The 26477-nt window shown below is 48.0% G+C and carries 19 protein-coding genes; 1 reads left to right on the top strand and 18 read right to left on the bottom strand.

Going from position 1 to position 26477, the window contains the following annotated elements; genetic code table 11:
* Positions 1 to 126: 126 nt before the first annotated feature.
* From B5G11_RS07070 to B5G11_RS07010, 13 genes are all read right to left on the bottom strand, one after another.
* Positions 127 to 2238 (bottom strand): ribonucleoside triphosphate reductase, encoded by a 2112-nt coding sequence (locus B5G11_RS07070; RefSeq protein ID WP_242958966.1) that lies wholly within the window; start codon positions 2236 to 2238, stop codon positions 127 to 129.
* Between the two features lie 144 nt (positions 2239 to 2382).
* On the bottom strand, positions 2383 to 3075 hold the full coding sequence (locus B5G11_RS07065) for an anaerobic ribonucleoside-triphosphate reductase activating protein (RefSeq protein ID WP_087167211.1): 693 nt from the start codon (positions 3073 to 3075) through the stop codon (positions 2383 to 2385).
* Positions 3076 to 3113: 38 nt separating this feature from the next.
* Positions 3114 to 5582, bottom strand: coding sequence for a cation-translocating P-type ATPase (locus B5G11_RS07060; protein WP_087252749.1), 2469 nt, complete (start codon positions 5580 to 5582; stop codon positions 3114 to 3116).
* Positions 5583 to 5823: 241 nt separating this feature from the next.
* On the bottom strand, positions 5824 to 7461 hold the full coding sequence (locus B5G11_RS07055; protein WP_087167210.1) for a Na/Pi cotransporter family protein: 1638 nt from the start codon (positions 7459 to 7461) through the stop codon (positions 5824 to 5826).
* A 131-nt stretch (positions 7462 to 7592) separates the two neighbouring features.
* On the bottom strand, positions 7593 to 8510 hold the full coding sequence (locus B5G11_RS07050) for a DMT family transporter (RefSeq protein WP_087167209.1): 918 nt from the start codon (positions 8508 to 8510) through the stop codon (positions 7593 to 7595).
* A gap of 9 nt (positions 8511 to 8519) precedes the next feature.
* Positions 8520 to 9515, bottom strand: coding sequence for a LacI family DNA-binding transcriptional regulator (locus tag B5G11_RS07045; RefSeq protein WP_087167208.1), 996 nt, complete (start codon positions 9513 to 9515; stop codon positions 8520 to 8522).
* A 100-nt stretch (positions 9516 to 9615) separates the two neighbouring features.
* A complete protein-coding gene (locus B5G11_RS07040) occupies positions 9616 to 10635 on the bottom strand; it encodes a M20/M25/M40 family metallo-hydrolase (RefSeq protein ID WP_087252665.1) in 1020 nt (339 codons plus the stop codon).
* 22 nt (positions 10636 to 10657) lie between these two features.
* Positions 10658 to 11302 (bottom strand): beta-phosphoglucomutase, encoded by a 645-nt coding sequence (gene pgmB / locus B5G11_RS07035; protein WP_087252664.1) that lies wholly within the window; start codon positions 11300 to 11302, stop codon positions 10658 to 10660.
* A gap of 14 nt (positions 11303 to 11316) precedes the next feature.
* Positions 11317 to 13629 carry a glycosyl hydrolase family 65 protein gene (locus tag B5G11_RS07030; RefSeq protein WP_087252663.1) on the bottom strand — a complete coding sequence of 771 codons (2313 nt, stop codon included), beginning with the start codon at positions 13627 to 13629 and terminating at the stop codon, positions 11317 to 11319.
* Between the two features lie 18 nt (positions 13630 to 13647).
* Positions 13648 to 16641: a glycoside hydrolase family 2 TIM barrel-domain containing protein gene (locus B5G11_RS07025; protein WP_087252662.1), complete on the bottom strand. Its 2994-nt coding sequence runs from the start codon at positions 16639 to 16641 to the stop codon at positions 13648 to 13650.
* A 107-nt stretch (positions 16642 to 16748) separates the two neighbouring features.
* The gene (locus B5G11_RS07020) at positions 16749 to 17564 is read right to left on the bottom strand and encodes a carbohydrate ABC transporter permease (protein WP_343215480.1); all 816 of its coding nucleotides are present in this window, start codon (positions 17562 to 17564) and stop codon (positions 16749 to 16751) included.
* Positions 17565 to 17573: 9 nt separating this feature from the next.
* The gene (locus B5G11_RS07015) at positions 17574 to 18500 is read right to left on the bottom strand and encodes a sugar ABC transporter permease (protein ID WP_087252660.1); all 927 of its coding nucleotides are present in this window, start codon (positions 18498 to 18500) and stop codon (positions 17574 to 17576) included.
* A 53-nt stretch (positions 18501 to 18553) separates the two neighbouring features.
* Entirely contained in the window at positions 18554 to 19783 is a 1230-nt protein-coding gene (locus tag B5G11_RS07010) for a sugar ABC transporter substrate-binding protein (RefSeq protein WP_087252659.1), read from the bottom strand.
* Positions 19784 to 20121: 338 nt separating this feature from the next.
* On the opposite strand from B5G11_RS07010, the gene B5G11_RS07005 reads away from it, so the two are divergent.
* A complete protein-coding gene (locus tag B5G11_RS07005) occupies positions 20122 to 20670 on the top strand; it encodes a Uma2 family endonuclease (protein WP_087252658.1) in 549 nt (182 codons plus the stop codon).
* A 125-nt stretch (positions 20671 to 20795) separates the two neighbouring features.
* Here B5G11_RS07005 and cobA read toward each other — a convergent pair whose 3' ends face one another.
* The 5 genes from cobA to B5G11_RS06980 are packed head-to-tail and all read right to left on the bottom strand — an operon-like array spanning position 20796 to position 26463.
* Positions 20796 to 22331, bottom strand: a complete 1536-nt coding sequence (gene cobA / locus B5G11_RS07000) for a uroporphyrinogen-III C-methyltransferase (protein ID WP_087252657.1) — start codon at positions 22329 to 22331, stop codon at positions 20796 to 20798.
* A 3-nt stretch (positions 22332 to 22334) separates the two neighbouring features.
* Positions 22335 to 23216 carry a hydroxymethylbilane synthase gene (hemC, locus tag B5G11_RS06995; protein ID WP_087252656.1) on the bottom strand — a complete coding sequence of 294 codons (882 nt, stop codon included), beginning with the start codon at positions 23214 to 23216 and terminating at the stop codon, positions 22335 to 22337.
* 15 nt (positions 23217 to 23231) lie between these two features.
* The gene (locus tag B5G11_RS06990) at positions 23232 to 23888 is read right to left on the bottom strand and encodes a precorrin-8X methylmutase (protein WP_087252655.1); all 657 of its coding nucleotides are present in this window, start codon (positions 23886 to 23888) and stop codon (positions 23232 to 23234) included.
* Between the two features lie 5 nt (positions 23889 to 23893).
* Positions 23894 to 25411: a cobyric acid synthase gene (locus tag B5G11_RS06985; RefSeq protein WP_087252654.1), complete on the bottom strand. Its 1518-nt coding sequence runs from the start codon at positions 25409 to 25411 to the stop codon at positions 23894 to 23896.
* Positions 25393 to 26463, bottom strand: coding sequence for an aminotransferase class I/II-fold pyridoxal phosphate-dependent enzyme (locus B5G11_RS06980; RefSeq protein WP_087252653.1), 1071 nt, complete (start codon positions 26461 to 26463; stop codon positions 25393 to 25395). The genes B5G11_RS06985 and B5G11_RS06980 overlap by 19 nt, the downstream gene beginning before the upstream one ends.
* Positions 26464 to 26477: the final 14 nt, after the last annotated feature.

Here is a 26477-nt window from a genome sequence, read left to right as displayed (position 1 = left end):
TTCAGGTCTTCCCTTCCATCGAATCATCTTACACTTTCCCCTCCAGTCTTACAGTTTTGCAAGAAATGACACAGAAAAAAGCTGACACACCTTGTAAGTAAGCATGCCAGCCTTTCTGTCTGATTTTTATTTCGTAATCGGTTCTGTCTTCTTTTTCTTCATTACAGAATGTTCGATATCATATTCTTTCCGGTCTTTAAACTCCTGAATCTTTCCATCGTTCCAGTTCTGTACCGGACGGTAGTATCCGGTGATCCGGCTGTAAACCTCCGTCTTCTTTCCGCAGTGCGGGCAGGTATACTGTTCGCCGTCAATATAGCCGTGATCCTGGCAGATGGAGTAGGTCGGAGAAATCGTATAGTATGGAAGCTTATAATTCTCGGCAATCTTCCGTACAAGAAGCGCCGATTCCTTCCAGCCCGGAAGCTTCTCTCCCAGGAATGCGTGGAATACGGTTCCCGATGTATAGAGCGTCTGAAGCTCATCCTGAATATCCAGCGCGTCAAAAATATCATCGGAAAATCCAACCGGAAGATGGGAACTGTTCGTATAGTATGGAGTACCGTTCCCTTCCGCTGCTGTGATAATATCCGGGAACTGCTCCTTATCATGTTTTGCAAACCGGTAGGTGGTGGACTCTGCCGGAGTTGCCTCCAGATTGAAAAGTTCCTCGTATTCTTCCTGATAATCGGAGAGACGGTTTCTCATAAAATTGAGTACCTTGACCGCAAACTCCTGTGTCTCTTTGTGAGTAATATCCTTTCTAAGCCAGTTTGCGTTCAGTCCTGCCTCATTCATTCCGATCAATCCGATGGTGGAAAAATGATTTCCGAAGCCTCCGAGATACCGTTTCGTATACGGATAGAGTCCTTCATCCAGCAGTTTGGAAATAACCTGTCTCTTAATATGAAGGGATCTTGCCGCAATATCCATCATATGGGCCAGCCTCCGGAAGAAATCATCCTCATCCTTTGACAGATAAGCCATCCTCGGAAGATTGATCGTCACAACGCCGATGGATCCTGTACTTTCGCCGCTTCCGAAAAATCCTCCCGCTTTCTTCCGAAGCTCTCTCAAATCCAGTCTCAGCCGGCAGCACATGCTGCGGACATCGCTCGGCTCCATGTCGCTGTTAATGTAATTGGAAAAGTACGGTGTTCCATATTTTGATGTCATCTCAAAAAGCAGACGGTTGTTCTCTGTATCAGACCAGTCGAAATCCTTTGTAATGGAATAGGTCGGAATCGGATACTGGAATCCTCTGCCCTGGGCATCTCCTTCAATCATAACTTCAATGAATGCCTTATTTACCATATCCATCTCTTTTTTACAGTCACCGTAGGTGAAATCCATCTCTTTTCCACCTACAATCGCCGGCTTGTCTTTCAGGTCATCCGGCACGGTCCAGTCCAGTGTAATATTCGTAAACGGCGCCTGCGTACCCCAGCGGGACGGTGTATTGACCCCGTATACGAAGGACTCAATGCACTTTTTCACTTCAGTATAGGTCAAATGATCTGTCCGTACAAAAGGTGACAGATACGTATCAAAAGAGGAAAAAGCCTGTGCCCCCGCCCATTCATTCTGCATGATGCCAAGGAAATTAACCATCTGGTTGCACAGTACACTCAGATGTTTGGCCGGCGCGGATGTGATCTTCCCGGTGATTCCGCCAAGTCCCTCCTGGATCAGCTGGCGCAGCGACCATCCTGCACAGTACCCGGTCAGCATGGAAAGGTCATGCAGATGGATATCCGTATTTCTGTGTGCCTGGGCAATCTCCTGGTCGTACACCTCGGACAGCCAGTAGTTTGCCGTGATGGCACCGGAATTGCTGAGGATCAGTCCGCCTACGGAATAGGTCACGGTAGAATTCTCCTTGACTCTCCAGTCATTGACCTGCAGATAATTGTTCACCAGTTCTTTATAATTTAATGTCGCGGATTTCAGGTTGCGGATCTTCTCCCTCTGCTTTCTGTAAAGAATATATCCCTTTGCCACATCGGCATATCCGGCCTGGCTGAGCACCTCTTCGACGCTGTCCTGAATTTCTTCCACTTTGATCTTTCCGTCCGCAATCTTAGGCTCAAAATTTGCCGTCACTTTTAACGCAAGCATATCAATGATGCTCGGATGAAAATTCTTTCCCGCTGCTTCAAACGCTTTCTGAATCGCGGATCCTATTTTATGGATGTCAAATTCGGCAATCTGTCCATCCCTCTTTACTACCTGATACATCTGTCATACTTCCTTTCCTGTTCGTGTCGATGTCCTCATTATATCACCCTTCTCTTTTTGACGTCAATATACAGAAACAACATCTAGTTGTTTTTAGTAGTTTAATGCTAAACAAACACTAGATGTTGTTCTTCATGTGTTTTGCTATATCCCGCGGATTTCCGCGTCATTTACATATCTTTTCATAATTTCAAGAGCCTGTTCCAGCACAGGAGGATCATACGCGTGCAGTCCGTCCTGAATCAGTCCGCCCGAATTTTCAAACTGCTGCAAATAGTACTTGTCTGCCCCGCGGATCCAAAGCCCCATCTGTTCAAAATCCGATTTCTGATGAAACTCTCTTACGACCGTTGTCCGGAACGCATAAGGTACGTGCCCTTCCATCAGAAACTCCACACTTTCTTCAATCGGGCGGAGATCCAGCGAAGGAACTCCGACAGTCATGGCATACTTTTCTTTGGAATTCTTCAGATCCATCGCCACCTGGTCAATCAGCCCTTCTTCCGCAAACCGTTCCAGCCGTTCCGGAAAGCTTCCATTTGTATCAAGCTTAATCAGATATCCCATATCCCGTACTTTTTTCAGAAACTCATCCAGTCCCGGCTGTATCAGGGGCTCTCCTCCGCTGATACATACTCCGTCCAGAATGCCCCTTCTCTTTTTCAGGAAACTGAAAATCGTCTCCTCAGGAATATCTTCCTGCTCGTCTACTCCGGTCACGAGAGCCGCATTGTGGCAGAACGGGCACCGGAAATTGCATCCGCCCAGAAAGATCGTACACGCGGTTCTGCCGGGATAGTCAAGAAGCGTCAGCTTCTGTAAACCTTGAATTCTCACAGGTATCCCCTCCCTTTCTCAGCTTCTTTTTGATTTCTCTATGCTTCTTCCCCCGCTTTTTCCCCGATAAAAATTTTCCCTTTCACTTTATCATAAAATGACTTTGCACTGCCGACAAAAACAGTCAGATACCGCAGCACCGGTTCTGTCGCAATGGAAAATACTACAAAAAGCATAACACATTCCGCAGACATATCGGTAATGGCAAACAGCTGATTCAGCACCGTACTGCAGAACAGCAGGGCACAGATACATCCGGCCAGCACAGCCACACGGATCCTGTTCATCGGCTGGCTGATCCGGTAAAGGATCATAAATCCAACGATCGCAAGCAGCATCGTCGCAGCCGTCGAAATGTCCGTAGGACTTACACTGAACGTAGCTCCAAAAACTACAAGCGCCCCGACCGCCAGCACATCTGTCAATGCCGCCGGAAGAGCCTTCAGAAATACGTTTGTCAGGAAGTGTCCCTTGATAATATTCTTATTCGGCTCCAGCGCCAGGAAGAAGGCCGGAACACCGATTGTAAACATACTGATCAGAGATACCTGCGATGGCTCCAGCGGATAGGTAATCATAAAAACCGCCGAGAAGATGGAAAGCAGGAAAGAGAAAATATTCTTCACAAGGAAAAGACTTGCGGATCTCTGAATATTGTTGACGACCCGCCGTCCTTCCAGCACGACGCTTGGCATACAGGAAAAATCCGATTCCAGAAGCACAAGCTGGGAAGCCTGCGCCGCCGCATCGCTTCCGGATGCCATGGCAATGCTGCAGTCTGCATCTTTCAGCGCCAGTACATCATTGACACCGTCTCCGGTCATCGCTACCGTACGTCCCGCTCCTTTAAGAGCCTTCACGAACTGTCTCTTCTGAGCAGGTGTCACACGCCCGAAAACTGTATATTTCAGAACCGCCTGCCTGATCTCCTCTTCTGTAGTCAGGGTCGCAGCATCCACGTAGTTCTCCGCTCCCGTAATGCCCGCCTTTTTCGCCACCTCGGATACCGTCAGCGGATTATCTCCTGAAATCACCTTGACCTCCACTCCCTGTTCTTCAAAGTAGGCAAATGTCTTTGGCGCCTCTTTCCGGATCGGGTTCGCAAGCATGATATAGGCAAGCGGCGTCACCTTTCCCTTCAGCTCTCTGCCGTCCGGAGTTTCGTCACAGCTCCCGAATACAAGCACACGGTATCCCTTTGCGGCCTCTTCCCGGATCTCTTCCTCATACTCCGGATAATCCTCCCGGAGGACAAACTCCGGAGCCCCAAACACATAGGATCCGTCCTCAAACGTTGCACTGCTGTATTTAAATTCCGAAGAAAAGGATGTGATCTTCTGTGCCCGTCTTCCGGTACGTTTCTGAAAATAGGTCTGCACTGCTTCCATCGTAATATTGTCCTTGCTCATGGACTGTGCAAAATCACCGATGATCCCTTTGAGCGGAGGCATTGTCTCCTTGTCATAATGTCTCGTGGCCCGAAGCCCCTGAACTTTCATTGTATTCTCCGTAATGGTACCTGTCTTGTCCACACAGAGCACATTGACTCTGGCCAGAGTCTCGATACTCTTCATGTCATGCAGAAGTACTTTCTGCTTGGCAAGACGCACTGCGCTTACCGCAAGAGCCACACTTGAAAGCAGATAAAGACCTTCCGGGACCATTCCGATGACAGCCGCTACCATGGCAGTGACACTTGAACGGAAACTTTCCTCATTTAAAAAGAAGCTCTGAATGAACAGAATCAGCCCGATCGGAATGATGGCAATACCAACGCACTTGACCAGTTTGTCCAGAGAGCGGATCATCTCCGACTGTTCACCGTCCTTCATGGCCTTTGCTTCCAGCGTCAGTCTGGAAATATAGGAATCCGCCCCCACCTTTTCAAGCCGGGCATGGCATTCTCCTGAAACTATGAAGCTTCCCGACATCAGAATATCGCCTTTCTTTTTCGTGATCTCATCCGCCTCACCTGTCAGAAGCGACTCATTGACCTGCACTTCCCCGTGCTCTACAATCGCATCCGCACAGATCTGATTACCCGCCTTGAAAATCACGATATCATCAATAACAAGATCCTCCACCGCAATCACCCGTTTCCGCCCGTTGCGTACTACCGTGGCTTTCGGTGCATGAAGCATCGTCATCTTATCCAGCACATTCTTCGCCCGGATCTCCTGAATGATACCAATCATGGTATTCAAAATAATTACCGGAAGAAATGTCAGATCCCGGAAGGCTCCCACCATAATCAGAAGCAGCCCGAGAATCGCAAAAATCAGGTTGAAATAAGTAAATACATTATCATGAATAATATCCCGCGTTGTCTTAGAGGGCGGATCCACCGGATCGTTCGTCCATCCCGCTTCCTCACGTTCGATAATCTCCTCCTCATAGAGTCCCATATGATAATCCGGCATACATCTGCGGATCGGAAGTCTCTCCGGTTCGTATTCCTCTTCTTCCTCCCGCCTTCTTCTCAGTATTCCGGCAAGTCGTTCTAGCATGCTGTCTCTTCCTTTCGTCTCATCTTTTGTCATTCTGTCAGTTTTTCATGTCTCCATTATACGCCCTGAAACTGTAAATGCCATAAAAACAATATGAAGAATTGATTAATTTTTTACACAATATTTTTGCATTATCATAGAAAAGCGCCTGCACAAAACAATTTCGTGCAGGCGCTTCCCTGTTCCGGACAGTATGTCTGTCCTTTTTTTCTTCTGTTCTTTTGCTTTCTTCTATCCGCTTCTACGCATTCTGCTGGGCATATGCTTCCGCAATATTTCTCATATGATCCCCGATTCTTTCATAATCAATCAGAATCTCCGAATACAGTACTGCGCTTTCGATCTCGCATGCATGGCTGTGAATCCGTTCCACCTGCCGATTCCGGCACCGCTCCGTGATATCATCCACCGCGCGTTCGAAGCTGACCGCATCCACCAAAAGCTGTGTCGGGTCGGTCTGCCCGGAAAGTTCCATGCGTTCAAATGCTTTCCGGCACTGCTCCCTCATTTCTTTTAATTCTCCAATCGTCTCTTCTGAAAGCTTCAGCCCTTTTTTCTTGATGGAAGCAGCGTGCTCTGCAAAATTCATGGCATGGTCCCCCACCCGTTCTACATTTCCGACAATCTGGAAAATGCTGTTGAGCTTCTTTGTCTCCGCCGGACTGTGTTCGATTGCGAGAACTCTGGAGAGACGTCTGGAGATATTTATGTTATAGAGGTCGATCGTGTTTTCCGTCTCTTCCACCTCGGCAAACCGGCTGTCATCACCGGTAAGGATCATGTCAAATCCTTTCACCACGTTTTCTCTGGCAAGAGTATACATACTGCCGACATTTTCCATCAGGCTGTTGACCGCGATTGCGGAGGATCCCAGTACGTGCTGGGAACTCATGATTTCGTTCAGCCACTGCTCGTCATCCGGCTGAATGCGGGCCTCTTCCTTCTGGTCCGGAAGAATTTTCTCCGCCAGAGATGCAAGTCCATTTCCAAACGGCATCAGAATGATAGTTGTTACGACATTAAACAACGTATGCATGTTTGCGATCTGGGAAGCCGGATGCCCCGGTGTCCATCCCGCCACTACATCCGTAAGCGGTGTTACCAGACAAAGTGTGACAAAGATAATGGTTCCGATGACATTGAACATAAAATGGATCACGGTTGTCCTCTTTGCGTTCCGGTTCATTCCGACCGAAGCAATAAGGGATGTGATACAGGTCCCGATATTCTGTCCGAACAGAACGAAAACCGCACTGTGAATGTCGATCAGGCCGCTTAAAGCAAGTGCCTGAAGAATTCCGACCGATGCGGACGAGGACTGGATCACCGCCGTGAAAACAGCACCCGCGAGGATTCCGATCAGCGGGTTGGAAAAACTCGTCAGCGCATTGACAAACATTTCCGAATCTCTCATCGGAACCATGGCATCACTCATCATGCCAAGTCCGATGAACAGTACACCGAGCCCCGCGATGATGCTTCCGACATTCTGCACGTTTCTCTTCTTTGAAAACATGCCGATTGCGATTCCGGCAAAAGCAAACAGCGGAGCAATCGTCCCGATGTCCAGCGCGACAAGCTGTCCGGTGATCGTGGTGCCGATATTGGCTCCCATGATAATCCATACAGCCTGTCTGAGAGTCATCAGCCCTGAATTGACAAAACCGACCACCATGACGGTCGTTGCTGATGAAGACTGGATCACCGCCGTGATGACAGCTCCGACAAGTACTCCAAGTATCCGGTTGGAAGTCAGCTTTTCCAGAATCCCTTTCAGACGGTCACCTGCCACTGCCTCCAGATTGCTGCTCATCATCTGCATTCCGCACAGAAAGAGTCCAAGCCCTCCGAGCAGCATAAACACATATTCCGGTTTCATTTGTGATGTTCCTCCTGATATTCTTTCTCCTTGTGCGTTCTGTTAAGCCGCACTGATTTTTATTGTATCGGAAAGAAATCAGGGGTGTCAATAGTTTTTGAAGTTTATGTTAAATCTTTGTAAAATTCATGTTAAACAGCCTTTTTCTTCTCCGGCAGCTGCGCCAATATGATGGCGATAAACATGAGAACACATCCGAGAATTTCTCTGGATGTCAGACTTTCTCCCAGAACAACCATTCCTGCCAGAACAGAAATTACGGATTCCAGACTCAGGATCAGGGACGCAATCGTCGGGTTCATTCCCTTCTGTCCGATGATCTGAAGTGTATATCCAACTCCGCTTGAAAGTGCTCCGGCATAAAGGATCGGAAGCCATGCTGCCAGAATATTGCCGAGATCCGGATTTTCAAACAGGACCATTCCGATTCCGCTGACAATTGCCGCCACAAAAAACTGGATGCATGACATTTTCACACCATCCACCAGCCCGGTAAAATGGTCAATCACAAGAATATGGATGGAAAATGCCAGCGCACATAAAAATACCATCGTATCTCCGTATCCTATGGAGAATCCTTCCGTGATGCAGAGGAAATAAAGCCCTGCCAGAGCAAATACAACTCCGATCCAGACATTCAGTCCGCACCGTTTCTTAAAGAAGAGTCCGATAATCGGTACGATGATAATGTAAAAGGTAGTGATAAATCCTGCCTTTCCTACTGTTGTATGCAAAATTCCGATCTGTTGAAGGCTGCTGGCTACCCCGAGGGCTGCTCCGCAGCAGATACCGCCGATCAGCAGTGTTTTCTGATATGCCTTTTTCTTTGTCTCATCCTGGCAGATCTTCTTTTCTTCCAGATTCGGATTTACTTTATTTAAAAACGCAATGCAAGGGATCAGCATTATCCCCGCGATCAGGGACCGGACACAGGTATAAGTGAACGGGCCGACATAGTCCATCCCCACACTCTGCGCCACAAATGCCGTCCCCCAGATAAATGCTGTCAAAAGCAGCAGCAGCGAATTTCTTACTTTATGTGTTTTCATATACTGTTTTTAGTCCTTTCTCCTACTTACGCTTTCTCTGATAATCAGTTTTGCAGGAACGGAAACATGCATGCTGATCTCTCTGTTTGTATTGATCCGTTCGGAAAGGAGACCTACCGCCGTTTCCGCCATGAAATCCACCGGTACATGAACAGTGGTCAGAGGCGGAACGAGATATTTGGTCATGGAAATGTCGTTGAATCCGACTACGCTGATATCATCCGGCACTTTCAAACCGGCTTCCTGAACCGCTTTGTAGCATCCGATCGCCAGAGAATCATTTGCACAGAAAATCGCCGTCGGACGGTCCTTTACCGACAATACTTCCTTCCCCATCCGATAGCCCTGTTTTGGCGTAAATCCTCCGATTTTGACATATTCTTCGCGTAACAGATTTTTCTCCTTTAAATAGGAAGCAAAGATCGGCATCCGCATATCCATAATCTCTTTTCCGTCAGAATCGATATCTCTGCCGCCGATAAACGCAATCTTCTCATGTCCGGCATCCACAAGATAGTCCATGACTTTTGTGACAGAATATTTCAGATTGACTACGATGGAATCAAACAGCTCTGCATCTCCCACCGCATCAATAAATACAGCCGGTCTGCCAAACATCCGGATTTTCTCCACCATGCTTTTGCTGAATGTGCCAATACAGATAATTCCGTCCAGCTTTGCCACATCCTCCACTGCATCCTCTGATGTAATCGTCACTTTCTTAAATCCTTCTTTGTCAAGTTTCTTCTCCACCGCGATCCGTATGGAAAGATAATAGGTATCCTCCAGTTCTTCTTCCGGTGAATAAGTACAAAGAAGCCCCAGTTTCAGTTTTCTCTTTTTCCTCTTTTTATCCTTGATCTGATATTCCAGCCTGTCCGCTGCTTCAAACACTCTCCGCTTTGTTTCGTCCTGCACATTCAAGGTATCATCAAAATTCAGGACACGCGAGACGGTTGTGACTGAAACCCCTGCAATTTCAGCAATTTCTTTGATCGTAGCCATGATACTCCAATCCCCCTGTATAAACTCTAGTCTATTCTAACACATCTGTTTTTCGGCCGCAACCGCCGTGTTTTCGCATGTCCTCTCGCATTTGTATTTTTTATTCCGCCTGATATGCGGTTAAAAACCGGGCAATCAGCTCAATACAGTTCTCCACATCATTCTCATCCGCCACTTCGCACGGCATATGCATATACCGAAGCGGAATGGATACAAGAACAACCGGAACCCCTTCATTTGAAAAATGAATCTTGTCCGCATCTGTATAACTGAGTCTGCTCGCCGCTTCTCTCTGAACAGGAATTCCTGCTTCTATGGCACAGTCTTCCAGCTTTTGGTTCCATTCTTTTACAACAATCGGGCTGTTGCAGAGAACCGGTCCCTTTCCAAGTTCCACAGTTCCCATCTCAGCCGGATTCATGCCGATACAGTCGCTTGTGTAAGTCACATCTACGACAATAGCAAGTGTCGGACGGATTCTTGTGCTGCACCAGTAAGCTCCTGTCTTTGTCGTCTCTTCCCCTGTCGTGGAAGCCGCATAAACACCGGCCTGACATCCTCTTTCCCTGGCACGCTTCAATGCTTCCATAATAATGTAGACACCGATTCTGTCATCCAGAGCCCTTGCTGATATTCTTCCGTTTGCCAGTTTCCGGATATGGGTATCCAGAACGATCGGATCTCCCAGGTCTACATACTTCAATGCATCTTCCCGGTCTTTAGCGCCGATATCAATCACGAAGTCTTTTGTGCTCAGATCGCTTTTTTTCAAAAGATCCCGGTACGCCTCTACCACACCGTAAACATCGCCCTTTTGGGAATGTACAATCACCTGCTGTCCCGGATATGTATGAGTCACGATTCCGCCTCTGTCAATCACCTGAAGTGTCCCCTCTTCCGTGATATTGGAGATCATCAGACCGATCTCATCCGCATGGGCGGACAGCATGATCCGTACAGGATGTTCCGGATTTATCACACAGACAAGATTGTGCATCTCATCCTCCCGGATTTCATCCGTGTACTCCTTCATTTCCATTTTGACTGCCTCCTGCACCGGTTCTTCATACCCGGATACAGAAATGCTTTTTAGAAGCCTGTTTAAAAATTCCTCATTCATTTTCTTTCACTCTTTCTGTCTTTTAGGATTCCTGCACCACCTGAAGCAGATCCGCAAATGTGCTCAGATTGTGCTCTGCCATTCCACATTTTACCGCATCTCCGATCGCCGCACAATCCATTCCGCCGGCTTTGGCTGCTTCCACTCCCGCCTTCGCATCTTCTACAACAAGACAGACTTCCGGCTCTTTTCCGATAAACTGTGCTGCTTTTACAAACACTTCCGGATCCGGCTTGGATTTTGTGATGTTGTTTCCGTCAGAAACGGCATCAAAATATTCGCCAAGTCCCAGCTGTCCCAGGATGAATCCTGCATTTTTGCTGGAAGAACCGATCGCAAGCAGCAGCCCTTTTTCGCGGAGCGCATCCAGTGTGGATTTTACTTCTTCGGAAAGATCCGCCGGACTCATGTTCTTTAAGAGCTCTTTGTAGATCTCGTTTTTCTTTTCTGTCCAGGATACCTTTTCTTCCCGGCTCATTTCTTTGTCGTATTTTTCCAGAATGATCTCGAAGCTTTCCATCCGGCTGACGCCGCGCAGTCTGTGGTTGATCGTCTCGTTAAATGGGATTTTCAGTTCATCCGCAATTGCTTTCCATGCCTGGTAATGGTATGTATCTGTAGAACAGATCACACCATCCAGGTCGAAAATTACCGCCTGATATTTCATTAATATTTCCTCCACTATACTTCTTCTGTAGTTCCGTTGATTTTCACCTGTACCGGATTTCCTTCCAGCCTCTTCACTGCTGCATTGTTTTCTCCATCCGTATGGATTTCCAGCCATGCATTGTCATAATGAAGCCGGAAGGAAAGGGAACTCCACTCTTTCGGCATGTTCGGTTTCACGCTTAAAATGCCATCCTTATCGATGGATACTCCTGCAAATCCGAAGACGATTGTCTGCCATACGCCGCCGGCATTTGCCGCATGAATTCCTTCTCTCGTATTCTTCTGCAGGTTCAGAAGATCGATGAATGCCGCACGTTTCAGATACCGGTATGCCCTGGAATCATCTCCCACTTTCAGTCCCATTACAGAATAGATACTCGGGCTTAAGGAAGATCCGTGCAGAGTACGTTTCTCATAGTAATCGTAGTTTTCCTTCATCAGTTCCGGTTCAAACTCTTCACCAAGCAGATGCAGAAGCAGTACGACATCCGGCTGTTTCAGAATCTGTGTCTCCTGTTTTTTGCAGGTATTAAGAATTGCCGGACGGATCGGCCAGTCATTTTCATCGTACTGGTCAATGACAACGTCTTTTAACTGGAAGTAGCCTTCAAACTGTTCCAGAAGGTTGGTGCCTTCTTTTCTTGGAAGATAGATCTTGCTCTGTACTTCTTCCCAGAATGTAAGCTCTTCGTCTTTGAGTCCGGTCTTTTCTACGAGTGCAGCGTACGCTTCCGGTTTTTCTTCTTTCATCTTCCGGATCAGCGCCATTACATAGCGGAGGTTCCATCTTGCGAAATAGTTGGTATACAGGTTGTTGTTTACCGGTTCATGCCATTCATCCGGTCCGGTTACCTGATTGATCTCGTACCGGTCTTTTTCGGCAATGTATTCGCAGCGGCTTGCCCAGAATCTTGCGGTCTCTGTGAGGATTTCTGCTCCTCTTCCATAGAGGAAGTCCATATCTTTTGTGATCCGTACATAATCATAGATTCCGTAAGCCACATCCGCTGTCACATGGTGCTCATAGACAGCCACATAGCAGCGGTAGCAGGTTCCGTCCGGCTCGATGGTCCAGTCCGGGCACTGCTCAGTTCCGTCGTCTGCGGATTCCCATGGATACTGTGCGCCTTTATAGCCATTTTTCTTTGCATTGTCTCTTGCCGCATCCAGAAGGTGGTAGCGGTAGTTTTCCATGTTCTGTGCCATCTGCGGGAATACGTAGGAGAAGAACGGAAGCATGAAAAGCTCGATATCCCAGAATGCATGTCCGCCGTACTCTTCCCCGGTCAGCAGTTTTGCTCCGACACTGACTCTGTCATCCGTCTCATTTCCTGTACTCATCAGGTGGAAGATATTAAACCGTACTGCACGGTTCAGTTCCGGGTCGCCTTCAAAGCGTACATCCGCCTCTTCCCACATGTTGTCGTACACTTTGCTGTGTTTTTCCAGCTCCGCTTCAAATCCGTCTTCACTGAAACGGTCCACTTCTTCTTTGATGGTCGTATGGAGCGCATAGGTCGGGCACTCTCTTTCTGTATACATGGAAACATATTTCACAAGACGGATTGTCTCACCTTCTGCTGCTGTAAAATCTCCAAATTCCACAGCCTGCTCACCGAACGCATTGAACATCCGGTTTCTCATGATCTTCTCTTCTCCGCGGTACGCTTCCAGCACGCATCCGCATCCCACATGGAGATGACGGTCTCTCGTTGCGGACTCCATGTAAACGCCGTGCTCACCCAGCTTTTCATTCGCTGTCAGATACATGTGTTTTACTTTAAACCGAGGTGCATCATAGAAGTTGATGATCGTTCCATCTATGATGTTTTCCACTTCGATGATTCCCTCGTAGTTCACCGGTGTCACAAAAAGCTCGATCGCCATTCTATGTACATTGTTCCGGCTCACAAATCTGCGTCCTTCAATCTTAGTGATGCGTCCTTTTCTGTCTTTCAGCACATACTGTTTAGAAAGAACGGCATGTTTCATGTCCAATACTCTGGAAAATTCCATGATCTCACAGTTTTCGATACCGATCAGCTCTTTTTCCACATAAAGGCGGATTCCAAGCCAGTTCGGCAGTGCTGCCAGCTCTCTCATGAATGTTTCGGATTTATCAAACACTCCATTGACATACAGATACGGAAGCGTGATCTTTGTTCCTTCTTCAAAACTTCCCCGAATGCCCAGATACCCGTTGGAGAGGGCAAACAGGCTTTCGTTTTTCAGATTTTCCTGCGGATCATACTCGTCCTGGCAGATCAGCCACTCATCCGTGCTCATGTCATTTCTCAAGTTCTCTGAAAATCGGTCTCTGATCATTGTTTCTTTTCCCCTTTTCTAGTCCAGATATTGTTTTCCGGTTTCTTCCAGGATTTCATCCCGTCCGACAATTTCCAGTGTAAATGTCATGGCAAAATCCTGTCTTTTTACCTTATATTCTTCCAGCTGTTCTTCGCCGCAGCTGTTGCTTCCAAGTCCAGAGTGACGGTAGTCCAGATGAATCACCACATCGCTGCTTCTTTCGATTTCGTGCGGATAGCGCGCTTTTTCCAGACTTTCATCCGTACAGTTGGAAAGGTTCATTCCAAGTCCGCCTTCTGTCCGGCAGAGCAGTGTCTTTGTTTCATCAGACAGCGCAAACCATTTCACCTGTTCTCTGTGTCCGTTTTCCTGCGGGTACACATAACTGGTCTGCATTCCGTCTACGGTGCTTTCGTAAATTCCCATGGATGCTGCCGCATGGCTGTCCGGATAATTTTCCTGTGGTCCAAGGCCGTACCATGCTGTGTTCTGAAGACTTCCGTCCGCCTCCATGATCACGCCGATCCGAGGAAGGAATGCCGGCTCTTCTTTTCCATTCTGAACAGTCTTTCCTGTCAGCTGTACCTTCACCTGTCCGCCGGAATATACGGTGTACACATAAGAGCACTCAAATCCCCAGGACTGATTCAGGCATCCGAAATACTTGTCGATCGTCACAACAACTGCATTTTCTTTCTTTTCCCACGAGAAGTCTTCTGTCTGTTCGCTTCCCTTCTGGATAAAGTACTTATTCATCCAGTCGTCTTTCTTGTACATATCATTGTCGATCGTTGCCCGGTACAGGTTCATAACCGGTCCCTTTGTCAGGTATGTTTTTCCGTCTTTTTCCAAAGCACTCAAAGTTCCGAATACCGTATGGAATTTTGCTGTGATCCGGTCGTTTGCTACGGTAAGAATGCCGTTTTCCTCAGTAACTGCAAGTTCCTTTCCCGCAGCTCTTTCTGCAAATTCATCCTGGCGGATCTCAAGATCAAACTGTTTTGCCGCGATTTCATGGCCTGCCGGTGCATAGTTTGTATCGTATTTCTGGCATACCTTGATATGAAGGTAGTAGTCTTTATTCTTCCGGATCTCGAACGGTTTGACCGGAATGTCCACTGTTTCGGATTCATGAGGAAGCGCAGATAACGTACGGATTTCTCCTTCCTGTACTGCCTTTCCATTCTCCTCCAGTGCCCAGCAAAGTACTACATGATCCAGTGATAAGAAATCATAGTAGTTTTTCAGAAGGATCTGTGTCCGGCTGTCCGGTACCTTGTGAATCTCTACCGGAGCAATGACCTGCTTGTACTCCAGAAGGGCAGGTGACGGTGTCCGGTCCGGCATCAATACGCCGTCGATGCAGAAGTTGCTGTTGGTCGGAAAATCTCCAAAGCATCCGCCGTATTTATAATAGGAAGTTTCATTCTCTTCCACACGGATTCCGTGGTCATACCACTCCCAGATAAAGCCGCCCTGCAGCCTTTTGTATTTTCGGAACATATCCTGGTAGGCTTTCAGTCCTCCCGGTCCATTTCCCATTGCATGGCCGTACTCGCACATTACATGCGGTTTGTTCCCTTTCATCTCGGTTTCCGCAATTTCTTTGAGTCCCTTGAGTCTTGTATACATGGTGGAGTAAACATCTGTCACTTCCGCCTCAAAATCTCCTTCATAATGAATCAGTCTTGTGCTGTCCAGCTTTCTGATTTCTTCTGCCGCACTGCGGAAATTACATCCGAAACTGGATTCGTTTCCCATGGACCACATGATGATACAAGGATGGTTCCGGTCTCTTTTCACCATACGGACACTCCGGTCCACGTATGCTTCTCTCCAGGCCGGATCATCGGAAATCCATTTGTAGTTTCCTGTCCACTCAAATCCGTGGCATTCCAGATCCGCCTCATCGATCACATACAGTCCGTACTCATCGCACAGATCATAAAAATATTCGTTAGACGGATAGTGGGAGCAGCGTACGGCATTGATGTTGTACTGCTTCATCAGAAGAATATCTTCTTTCATTCTTTCATAGCTGACTGTCCGTCCTTCTTCCGGATCATAGTCGTGGTGGTTCGCTCCATTGAGAAGAATCACCTGTCCATTTACAAGGAACTGGTTATCCTTGATCTCTACACGTCGGAAACCCGGGCGGATTGAAACGGCATCTTCTCCTGCGGTCACCGTAAGATCGTAAAGTTCCGGCGTCTCCGCTGTCCACTTGTGCACGTTCGGAATCTGCGCTTCAATATGAGCCTTTCCGTCTTCTGTTTCGTAAGTTCCTTTGAGCACTTCCTCCTCATGGTAGGAAAGCACCCAGGATCCCTTACCGGACGGCTGTTTTAAGGTAATATCCATGGTAAAGATTCCTGTCTCCATGGCATCATCCAGTCCTGCGTCCACACGGCAGTCCAGAATCACCTGTTTCGGCTCGTTGATCAGTTCCACGTCGCGATAGATTCCGGAAAGCCACCACATATCCTGATCTTCCAGATAAGTTCCGTCTGACCACTTGTATACTCTGACTGTGATATCATTTTCTCCTTCTTTCACGCAGGAAGTGATATCAAACTCGGAAGGTAGCCGGCTTACTTTGCTGTATCCGACATGCTCTCCGTTCACCCAGACATCAAACGCACTGTCTACTCCGTGAAATTTCAGAATTGTATCATTTTTCAGCCATGCAGCATCCAGACAGATGCTTTTTTTGTAGATTCCTGTCGGATTTTCCGTCGGAACAAATGGCGGATTCACAGGGAACAAATATAAAACATCCGTATAGTGCATATGGTCGTATCCCCGAAGCTGCCATACGGAAGGGACATCGATCGTGTCCCAGCCTTCTGCCGCACCCGTCATCTGGAATCCTTCCGGTGAAAGTTCCGGTGCATCCAGATACAGAAAACGCCATTCCCCATTCAGGCTGATCTTTGTAAGAGAATCATCATAAAAAGCTGTTCTTGCCTCTCTTCTCCCCATTGCTGTCAGTTCCTGATTCTCCCATCTTTTTTTTCTTCTCTGTGTCATATGTCCATACTCCTTGTCTGTTACTAAATGTCAAGACAGCCAGATAGAAAGAAAATCTACCTGTTCAGCAGAAGCCTTCTATCTGGCTGCCTCTATCTTATAAAATGCTATTTGATGGAACCGCTTGTTCCTTCAACAATGTATTTCTGTGCGAAGATAAACACGATAATCGGCGGGATAATCATGATTACCGTGATACACAGCATCGGAATAATTGCTGTTGTATGTACGCCCTTGAAGGATGCAAGACCGAGCGCAAGTGTATACTTCGTTCTGTCCTGCAGGAAAATCAATGGTCCAAGGTAGTCGTTCCATACGGTGAGCATGTTCAGAACTCCTACCATGATCAGACACGGTTTCAGAATCGGCATGAAAATCTTCCAGTAAATCTGGAAAGAGTTCGCGCCGTCCAGCCGCGCCGCTTCCTCATAATCCTTCGGAATTCCCATGAGGAACTGCCTCATCAGGAAGATATTGTAGGCAGATCCGAACCAGGTCGGCACAATCAGAGGCAGCAGTGTATTGATCCATCCAAACAGATTAAATTCCATATACTGAGGGATCATGGTAACATCCCATGGAATCATCATTGTCGCAAGAAGGATCATGAACAGAATATTTTTCCCTCTGAATTTGAATCTGGCAAATCCGTAAGCAACCAGCGAGCTGGAAAGCACGGTTCCGGCGGTTGTCAGCACCGTAACAATCACAGAATTCAGGAAATAGGTTCCAAACGGCTGGGAAGTCCATGCCTCGATGTAGTTTTCAAAATGCCATTCTTCCGGGAACAGGCTCGGCGGATACGCGATCGCTTCTCCCTCGGTTTTAAATGTTGTCAGCAGCATATAGATGAACGGTGCCAGGAAGTAAACTGCAACAATTGTCAAAAGGATATACAAAACAACCTTTGTCTTTTTTGACATCTTCATAACTTATTTACCTCCCCTTCTCTTCTTTTTCTTATTATCTGCTTTTACTTCGGATTCATAGAATACCCATGCAGATGATGATTTGAAGACCAGAGCGGTAAGTAGGAGGATAATGATAAACATTACCCATGCATTGGCACTGGCATACCCCATCTTATGATGCTTGAACGCATTGTTGTATGTCATCAGTCCGTAGAAGTAGGTTGACTGAAGCGGTCCGCCTCCGGTCAGCAGCATTACAAGTGTTACCTGCTGGAAGGAACTGATGATGGATGTAATCAGGTTAAATAACAAGGTCGGCGTGATGATCGGCAGTGTGATACTGAAAAATTTTCTTGCCGGGCCTGCACCGTCAATGGATGCAGCTTCATAAATCTCGGTGGAAATATTTTTCATATCAGTGTAGAAGATCAGCATCATCGTTCCTACACCGAACGCACTTGCCAGAATAACGGCAAATAATGCCCACGCCGGGTCAACCAGCCAGTCCGGTCCCTCGATTCCAATCAGAGACAGCAGGTAGTTCAGCACTCCATAGTCACTGTTCAGAATCCAGCTCCAGATAATGGAAATCGCTACACTGGAAATTGCTGCCGGGATGTAAAAAATCGCACGGTACACTTTGACTCCCCGGAGTGGCTGTGTAATCAGCATAGCCAGGAACAGAGCCAGGATCATGTTCAACGGAACGAAGATTGCCGCATAACGCAAGCTGATTCCAAGTGATTTCAGTACCTGATCATCCTGCGTAAACATTTCAATATAGTTTCCAAGGCCGACAAATACTTTCTCTCCTGTCAAAGGCCAGTCAAAGAAGCTCATGATCAGTGACAGTAACAATGGTCCAAACGTAAATACGAGGAATCCAATGATCCATGGCAGGATAAAGAAATAAGGAGTCGCTGTTTTTAAAAATTTCTTTTTCTTCATATCGCTCTCTCTCCTAAATCAGGGAGAAGGGTGCCCCTCCTCCCTGCCTTTTTCTATTTTACTGCGCTGTCAAGTACTTCACTTACATCCTGCATAGAGCTTGGGTTGAAGATCTGTTCAAAAGATAAGGAAAGATTTTCAGATACTTCTGACCAGCTTTCCATCAGGAAGCTTGCCGGTGTATGGCCGCTGCTCTGTTCCAGCATTGTATAGAATGGAGCGTATTCTTCCTGTTCCATGATTCCTTCGGATTCTACTACTGTGTTCAGAACCGGAAGCTCTGTTCCGATACGTGCTTTGTTGCATTCTTCGTTTGTCCAGTATTTGATGAATTCCCATGCAGCGTCTTTGTGTTCGCTGTCTTTGGACATGGACAGACCGGAAGAACTCAGGATGCTGACAGAATCCTGTCCTGCATCTGCAAATGCCGGGATTGTTGTCACACCGTAGTTCACTCCGTCTTCATTGAGTGTGTTGATTGACCAGGAACCGTATACATACATTGCTGTGCTTCCGGCACGGAATTCGTCTGTTCCGTCACCTTCTGTTGCTGTTGCGTATCCTTCCTCTTCCATATCCTGGAACATCTGGAATACTTCCTGTGATTCTTCGGAGTTGATGTATCCGTCCATTTCTCCGTTTTCATCACAGTAAGATGTACCATTGCTCCACAGATACATTTCAAAGTCATACGGGTCCGGTTTCATCTGGAAAGAGAATCCCTTTGCATCTGTCTTCTCGGAGATTGTCTTTGCAGCTGCCTGCAGATCATCCCATGTCCAGTCTGCTGTCGGGTATTCCACACCTGCTTCATCAAAGATGTCTTTGTTGTAGAAGAGACAATGTGTTGTGAATCCTACCGGGATACCGTAAGTGCTTCCGTCCATCATGTTGTAATCCCAGAGTGTGTTATAGAAGTTGGATTTGTACTCGTCTCCCTCTTCTGCGATGTAGTCGTCAAGCGGCTCCAGTCCATCGTAGTAAGCCGGGTAATTCCACATGTACATAACATCCGGTGTATCTCCGGATCCCATTCCGGCACTGATCTTGGTATCAAAATCACTTCCGTACGCTTCCAGTGTCACTTCGATATCATCGTGCTCTTCATTGAACTTGTCCACAAGCTCCTGCTGTTTGTCCACGTCTTCTGCTACATCCCATGTGGCAAAACGAATTTTTGTTTTTCCCCCTGAGCTGCTGTCATCGCTGCTTCCGCCGCATCCGGAAAGGATTGTTGTAGCAGACAACATCATGATACAAACTACCGCCAATTTTCTTTTCATTTTGTTTTCCTCCCTTTCGCTTTATTAGGTAAAATTAATATAGCATTTTACTTGGTAAAAGTAAACATTATTTTACTCCAGCACACGCATTTTCTCTATATTAACTATTTTTACTTTTCTATTTTGTACATTTTGCACAAATTTAGTTCGTTTTTATATTAACAATTCACGCATTTCTGTAGTAAACATATTTCTATTTCACTAGTCAACAAAGTATGCTCATATTCCATGAGATTCCCGGTAAATTTTCCGGTCTCCGTTTACTTCTCCTTCCCACCCGGGTATAATAATAATATCAGTATATTTTTTCCGATTTTTAACATAGAAAGGATGATCTTATGCCATTACCAGAAGAGCACAATTACACGATCAATGATATCTATTCCCTCCCGGAAGGAGAACGTGCCGAACTGATCGACGGCACCCTGTATATGATGGCTCCGCCCAGCCGTATACATCAGGAGATCGTAGGTGAACTCTTTGCCGCGATTCACAGCCACATCAAGGCAAACGGCGGAGACTGCAGATCATTTATCGCTCCGTTTGCCGTGCTTTTAAACGAAGATGACAAAACTTATGTGGAACCGGATATCAGCGTCATTTGTGATGCCGGCAAACTAACAGACCGCGGATGCGCAGGTGCACCGGACTGGATCATAGAAGTAGCATCACCCGGCAGCCAGAAGATGGACTATCTGACCAAACTCTTCAAATACCGTACTGCCGGTGTGCGTGAATACTGGATCGTAAATCCAATGCAGGAAACCGTGCAGGTCTATTACTTCGGCGATCAGGAAGACTCTGTACAATACGCCTTTATCGATTTGATCGAATCAAAGGTTTTGAAAGGTTTGAACATCTGCCTTGCAGAGCTTTTGCAGATGTAAAGAGCTGAAAAAAAAGAGAAAAGAAAAAAAGAGACACTCCTGCAGAATACAGGCTTAAAAAGCCCGAATTCTGCAGAAGTGTCTCTTTCACTTACTGTAAATCTATTCTTCTTTTCCCGGAATCCTTAAAGTATCTCCAGTATCTTTTCTGTCATGCTCTCCACGGTCGCCTCTTCTGCTACAGCCGTGCGCATTCCCAGGCGTTTTGCCTCCTCTTCGGTTTTTCTCCCGATACAAAGAGCAAGAATTCTACCGGGATCTACCTTTCCCTGCATCGTTCTTTCAAATCCCCGGACCGTGGAAGCGCTTGTAAATGTCACCAGATCAATCTTTCCTTCCTGAAACTGCGCCGCTATCTTTTCAGTCCATGCATCGTCCGCCCCGGTCCCTGTTTCATAGACCGGAATATCCACGCACTCTGCTCCGGTTTTCAGCACCGGCGGGAACAGTTCTTCTGAGGCTTCCCTTGCCCGGAACGCAGTCACAAGGTCTCCCGGCTTCGTCTGTCCGGCAAGTGCCTCTCCAAGTTTTTCCGCCTCGTAAATGTCAGGCATCAGGTCCGGTCGGATTCCCCGCTTCCCAAGTTCTCTTCCGGTTCCGCTTCCGATCACGGCAAATCTGCTGCCCCAGAGTGTCCGGATGTCCAGATTCATTTTCTCAAGGAAGTTAAAAAAGCTCCTTACTCCTGCCGCGCTGGTGAACACGATCCAGGATGTTCCTGTTTTCCGGTTTCGGATCTCTTTCAGTGCCGTAAGGATCCTTTCCTTTTCTCTCTTTCCCTGCAGCGGCTCTACCTGGATCGATGGAAATTCAATGACCTGAGCTCCCAGTCCGCGAAGTGTCCTCGCAAATGTCTGCCCCTGGCTCCTTGGTCGTGTGATGAGAATCTGTCTTCCTCCAAGATGTCTTTGCTCCGCCCACGAAAAGCTTTCTGACAGGGCACATACTTTACCTACTACAATCACAGCCGGCGCCTGAATCTTCTCTTCCTGCACTCTCTTTGGAAGATTTTGAAGATCCGAAACGACCTTTTTCTGGCAGGCCAGCGTCCCCTCCTGGATCACTGCCGCCGGAGTATCATCCGGCATACCCGCCATTCTAAGCTTTTCGCAGATCTCCGGAAGTGCCGTAACTCCCATCAGAAAGACAAGGGTGGCATCCATACGTGCCAGCGTCTCGTAATCAATCCGGGATTCTCCGCCTTTTCTTTCGTGTCCGGTAATCACATGGAAGGACGACGTATAATCCCGGTGGGTAACCGGAATTCCCGCATAGGCAGGAACCGCCACGCTGGAGGTGATGCCCGGCACAATCTCAAAATCGATGTCTTCCTGCACCAGAAATTCCGCCTCTTCACCGCCTCTTCCAAACACAAAGGGATCTCCGCCCTTTAAGCGGAGCACCTGCTTTCCTTCTTTTGCAAGGTTAACCAGAATCTGATTGATCTCTTTCTGCGGAACCAGATGGTGGTCCGCCCGTTTTCCCACATTGATTTTCTCCGTCTTCTCCGGAATCAGACTCAGGATTTCCGCACTGACCAGGGCGTCATAAACGACCGCATCCGCCTGTTCCATCAGGGATGCCGTTTTTACCGTCAGAAGTCCTGCATCCCCGGGACCTGCCCCGGCTATCCAGACTTTTCCGCATTTTTTCTCTTCCATCTTCTAAAATCTCCCTTTCAGACTTCTGGCAAGTCTTTCCGCCAGTATTTCGCCCTTGTGCTTTTCTCCGGAGATCATGCCCGCCTCGAACTGCCCGGTTTCTTCGTGATAGTAAAGCCCCCGGATCCGGATTTCATTTCCTGAAGTCTCGGCATAGGCCGCAACCGGAGACGTGCATCCTCCGTTCAGATACCGGACAAATCCGCGCTCCGCCTTTGCCGCAAACCGGCTGTCGGAACAGTCCACTGCCTCAATTCCCGGTATCTTTTCTCCTTTTCTCCCCTGCACTGCCAGAATCCCCTGTCCTGCGGAGGGAATCATTTCATCCACGGAAAAGATACGGGAGACAAGGCCCTCCATTCCCAACCGTTTCAGCCCTGCAAGAGCCAGAATCGTCGCGTCATATTCCTCATGCTCCAGCTTGAACAGCCTTGTCTGGACATTCCCCCGGATATTTTTAAAACTGCACTTTGGATACAGCTTTCCTGCCTGCAGAGACCGTCTTCTGCTGGAAGAGCCTATGATTCCTCCCTCTTTCAGGTCCTGAATTCCCGGCTTTAAAATCAGGGCATCCCTTGGATCCTCCCTGTTTGTATACGCAATGACAGGAAGCTCTTTTGGAATCTCCATCGGCATATCCTTCAGGCTGTGAACTGAAAGATCGATGTCCCCATTCAAAAGCGCCCGGTCCAGTTCTTTGACAAACAGGCCCTTCCCCCCGATCTTTTCCAGACTTTTATGGAGGATCTTGTCGCCGGTCGTTTTCATCGTCACAATCTCGATCGTAAGCCCCGGGCTTGCCTTTTCCAGAGCCTCCTTTACGATCTCGGCCTGCCTGACCGCCAGGGCGCTCTCCCTGCTCCCTATTTTCAAGTGTGTTCTCATGCTTTTTTCCTTCTTTTATCGCTCTTTATCAATCTTATATAATAAGGCATTGAGGATGGCCGCCGCAACCGTGCTGCCTCCTTTTCTCCCTTTTGCCACAATATACGGCACGTCCACGGTCATGATCCGTTCTTTTGCCTGCACCACGTTGACAAATCCTACCGGAACTCCGATCACAAGAGCCGGATGCACACATCCTTCCCGGATCAGTTCTTCGATGGCGATCAGCGCCGTCGGCGCGTTTCCTACTGAAAAGATGATCTGCTTTCCGGTCTTCCGCGCCATGTCTGCCGCCTTTTTCATACTGGCAGCCGCTCTGGTCGTCCCTTCTCTTTTTGCTTCTTCGGCTACGTCCGGATCCGCCATATAGCAGACGGCTTCTATTCCCAGTTTCTCCAGAGACGCTTTGTGAATTCCGGAACGGGTCATATTGGTGTCAGTCACAATGACCGTATTCCCCCGGTCTGTCAATGCCCCAAGAGCAGAAGATACCGCATCCGGCGAAAATGTCATTGTATCCGCGTATTCAAAATCCGCTGTCGTGTGGATCACCCGTTTGATGATATCCTCCTGCCCCTCAGGGAAGATTTTTCCACCGAGTTCTTCTGTAATAATCTCAAAACTTCTGCGCTCGATCTCTCCCGGCAGAATCTGTTCCAGTTCCATTTTCATATCCTTTATACTCCTTCTTCCAGAATCCGGTATACCGCATCCATATCCAAATGTTCCCGGATCATCTTTGCAAGCTGGTCATACTGTTCCTCTTTGTATGCTTTGAAATCCAGCACTTTCAAATCCTCCACCTGAAGCCCTTTCCGTCTCATCAGAAGTTCCACCAGTTTTCCGGAAATCTCCGCCGAATCAAAAAAACCATGCAGATAGGTTCCGCAGACGCTGCCCTGAACACAGCCCTCCATACGTGCACCTTCTTCCTGCATCGTGCGGATTCCGGTAAACGAAGCACCTCCGGCAGAAATGGTTTCTCCCATGTGGATCTCATATCCTTCCAGCCGGCATCCGCCAAGTCCGCCCCAGAAATCATCCGAAGCAGCCACGAATCCTTCGGCTCTCGTTCTTTTTTTCTGTCCGGTAAAGATGGTTTCCACCGGAAGTAGGTCCAGTCCTTCCATCGAAATCGGAACCCCGTCCCCGGCTTCCATTCCCTGCGGATCTGAAAGTTTTTTCCCAAGCATCTGATAGCCTCCGCAGATTCCGATGACCGGAACATCCCGCGAAGCTGCCTGCTGGATTTTCCCGGCAAGCCCGCTTTCCTTCAGCCATTTCAGATCCGCCATCGTATTTTTGGTTCCCGGAAGAATCACCAGATCCGGATCTTTAAACTGTCCCGGCCGGTCTACATACCGGACCGATACACCCTCATAGCACGACAGCACATTCAGATCCGTAAAATTGGAAATCTTCGGAAACCGGACTGCCGCAATGTCGATTTTCCCTTTCTGCATCCGGCTTTGAAGGCGTTCGCTCAGGCTGTCCTCATCGTCGATATCCAGATACATATACGGGATCACTCCCCGGACCGGACACCCGGTACGTTCTTCCAGCATCCGAAGCCCCGGTTTTAAAATATCCACATCCCCGCGGAACTTATTGATCACAAGACCTTTTACCATCTTCCGTTCTTCCTCTTCCAGAAGAAGAAGGGTCCCGGCAAGCTGGGCAAACACACCGCCCCGGTCGATGTCTCCTACGAGAAGTACCGGAGCCTTCAGCATCTTTGCCAGTCCCATATTCACAATATCGTCCTGTTTTAAGTTGATCTCGGCCGGACTTCCCGCCCCTTCGATCACGATAATGTCATGCTCACCGGCAAGAATCTCGTAGGCATGCAGAATCTCCGGGATCAGCTGTTTTTTGTATGCATAGTATTCTTTTGCCGGCATGACGCCCCGGACTTTTCCATTTACAATGACCTGCGATCCGGTATCACTTGTCGGTTTCAGAAGCACCGGATTCATCTCCACCCTTGGAGCAATCCCCGCCGCCTCGGCCTGCATCACCTGCGCTCTTCCCATCTCCAGGCCGTCTTCCGTGATAAAGGAATTCAAGGCCATATTCTGAGATTTAAAGGGCGCCGTCCGGTATCCGTCCTGGCGGAACACTCTGCAAAGTCCTCCTGCCAGGATACTTTTTCCGGCATTGGACATGGTTCCCTGAATCATGATTGGCTTTGCCATGATGTTTCTTCCTTTCTTCGTTCGATAATCCGCCCGAAAGCACGGAGAAGCTTGTCATTGTCCTCCCGCCCTTTCACCGCGATCCGGTAGTAGCCTTTTCCAAGTCCCCGGTAATTCCGGCAGTCCCGGATCAGAAATCCTTCTTGTTTCATCTCTTCGTAAAAATCTATTTCGCTGTAAAACAAAATATAATTGGCACTTGCCGGATAATAGCGGATTCCCATCCGGGTAAATTCTCCCATGATATGACGCCGCTCTTCTGCAATCAGCTGTCTTGTGACCGCCGGAAGCAGATCGTCTGCAAGCGCCGCCGTCCCCGCCGCCTGCGCCGGGACAGATACGGCCCACGGCTGTCTGGACTTTTGCATCCGTTCAAGCAGCCCGGTATCCGAGCAGACTCCGTATCCGCTTCGTACACCCGGTATGGAAAACATCTTGGTAAATGCCCGAAGCAGGAACAGCATCCGGTTTTCCCGGATCAAAAGCTCATGGTGAATCCACGGTCCGTCCTCGGTAAAATCAAGAAAGCACTCGTCCAGTACAAGCCGGATCTGCTTCTTTTCACACGTTTCCACAATCTCCAGAAGCAGTGATTCTTCCACGCACCGGCCGGTCGGATTGTCCGGCGAACATAAAAATACCATATCCAAATCCTCTGTCAGTTCGTCCAGGTACCGTCTTGTCAGGGCAAATCCTTCTTCCTCTTTTCTTTCGTGAAACCGGATCCGGCAGTCCACCGTGCGAAGTGCCTTTTCATATTCGGAAAAGGACGGCGTACATAAAAGGGCACGCTTTGGTTTTTCTGCAAGTACCATCGTATAGATCAAGTCCGCCGCCCCGTTTCCGCAGATGATGTGCTCCGGAACGGTCGTCTCTCTTTTTGCCACCGCCTCCCGAAGCGCTCTGCATTTCGGATCCGGGTAGGCAGTCACGTTCTCCAGGCTCTTTTTCAGTGCCTTCATGACCTTCTCCCCCGGTCCCAGAGGATTGATATTTGCAGAAAAATCAACTAGTCCTTCATTTGAATAAATATCGCCTCCATGCTCCTGCATGTTCTTCACCTCGC

The organism is Drancourtella sp. An57 (assembly GCF_002161525.1).
Taxonomy (GTDB): domain Bacteria; phylum Bacillota; class Clostridia; order Lachnospirales; family Lachnospiraceae; genus Sellimonas; species Sellimonas catena.
The sequence above is the reverse complement of the archived record's forward strand: the minus strand, read 5'-3'. Positions and strand labels throughout refer to the sequence as shown.

What these genes read in the sequence shown, in the direction of transcription:
- B5G11_RS07070 (WP_242958966.1), bottom strand. Translation starts at nt 2,238, where the DNA reads ATGTATCAGGTAGTAAAGAGGGATGGACAGATTGCCGAATTTGACATC.
- B5G11_RS07060 (WP_087252749.1), bottom strand. Translation starts at nt 5,582, where the DNA reads ATGCTAGAACGACTTGCCGGAATACTGAGAAGAAGGCGGGAGGAAGAA.
- B5G11_RS07055 (WP_087167210.1), bottom strand. Translation starts at nt 7,461, where the DNA reads ATGAAACCGGAATATGTGTTTATGCTGCTCGGAGGGCTTGGACTCTTT.
- B5G11_RS07050 (WP_087167209.1), bottom strand. Translation starts at nt 8,510, where the DNA reads ATGAAAACACATAAAGTAAGAAATTCGCTGCTGCTGCTTTTGACAGCA.
- B5G11_RS07045 (WP_087167208.1), bottom strand. Translation starts at nt 9,515, where the DNA reads ATGGCTACGATCAAAGAAATTGCTGAAATTGCAGGGGTTTCAGTCACA.
- B5G11_RS07040 (WP_087252665.1), bottom strand. Translation starts at nt 10,635, where the DNA reads ATGAATGAGGAATTTTTAAACAGGCTTCTAAAAAGCATTTCTGTATCC.
- pgmB (WP_087252664.1), bottom strand. Translation starts at nt 11,302, where the DNA reads ATGAAATATCAGGCGGTAATTTTCGACCTGGATGGTGTGATCTGTTCT.
- B5G11_RS07030 (WP_087252663.1), bottom strand. Translation starts at nt 13,629, where the DNA reads ATGATCAGAGACCGATTTTCAGAGAACTTGAGAAATGACATGAGCACG.
- B5G11_RS07025 (WP_087252662.1), bottom strand. Translation starts at nt 16,641, where the DNA reads ATGACACAGAGAAGAAAAAAAAGATGGGAGAATCAGGAACTGACAGCA.
- B5G11_RS07020 (WP_343215480.1), bottom strand. Translation starts at nt 17,564, where the DNA reads ATGTCAAAAAAGACAAAGGTTGTTTTGTATATCCTTTTGACAATTGTT.
- B5G11_RS07015 (WP_087252660.1), bottom strand. Translation starts at nt 18,500, where the DNA reads ATGAAGAAAAAGAAATTTTTAAAAACAGCGACTCCTTATTTCTTTATC.
- B5G11_RS07010 (WP_087252659.1), bottom strand. Translation starts at nt 19,783, where the DNA reads ATGAAAAGAAAATTGGCGGTAGTTTGTATCATGATGTTGTCTGCTACA.
- B5G11_RS07005 (WP_087252658.1), top strand. Translation starts at nt 20,122, where the DNA reads ATGCCATTACCAGAAGAGCACAATTACACGATCAATGATATCTATTCC.
- cobA (WP_087252657.1), bottom strand. Translation starts at nt 22,331, where the DNA reads ATGGAAGAGAAAAAATGCGGAAAAGTCTGGATAGCCGGGGCAGGTCCC.
- hemC (WP_087252656.1), bottom strand. Translation starts at nt 23,216, where the DNA reads ATGAGAACACACTTGAAAATAGGGAGCAGGGAGAGCGCCCTGGCGGTC.
- B5G11_RS06990 (WP_087252655.1), bottom strand. Translation starts at nt 23,888, where the DNA reads ATGAAAATGGAACTGGAACAGATTCTGCCGGGAGAGATCGAGCGCAGA.
- B5G11_RS06985 (WP_087252654.1), bottom strand. Translation starts at nt 25,411, where the DNA reads ATGGCAAAGCCAATCATGATTCAGGGAACCATGTCCAATGCCGGAAAA.
- B5G11_RS06980 (WP_087252653.1), bottom strand. Translation starts at nt 26,463, where the DNA reads ATGCAGGAGCATGGAGGCGATATTTATTCAAATGAAGGACTAGTTGAT.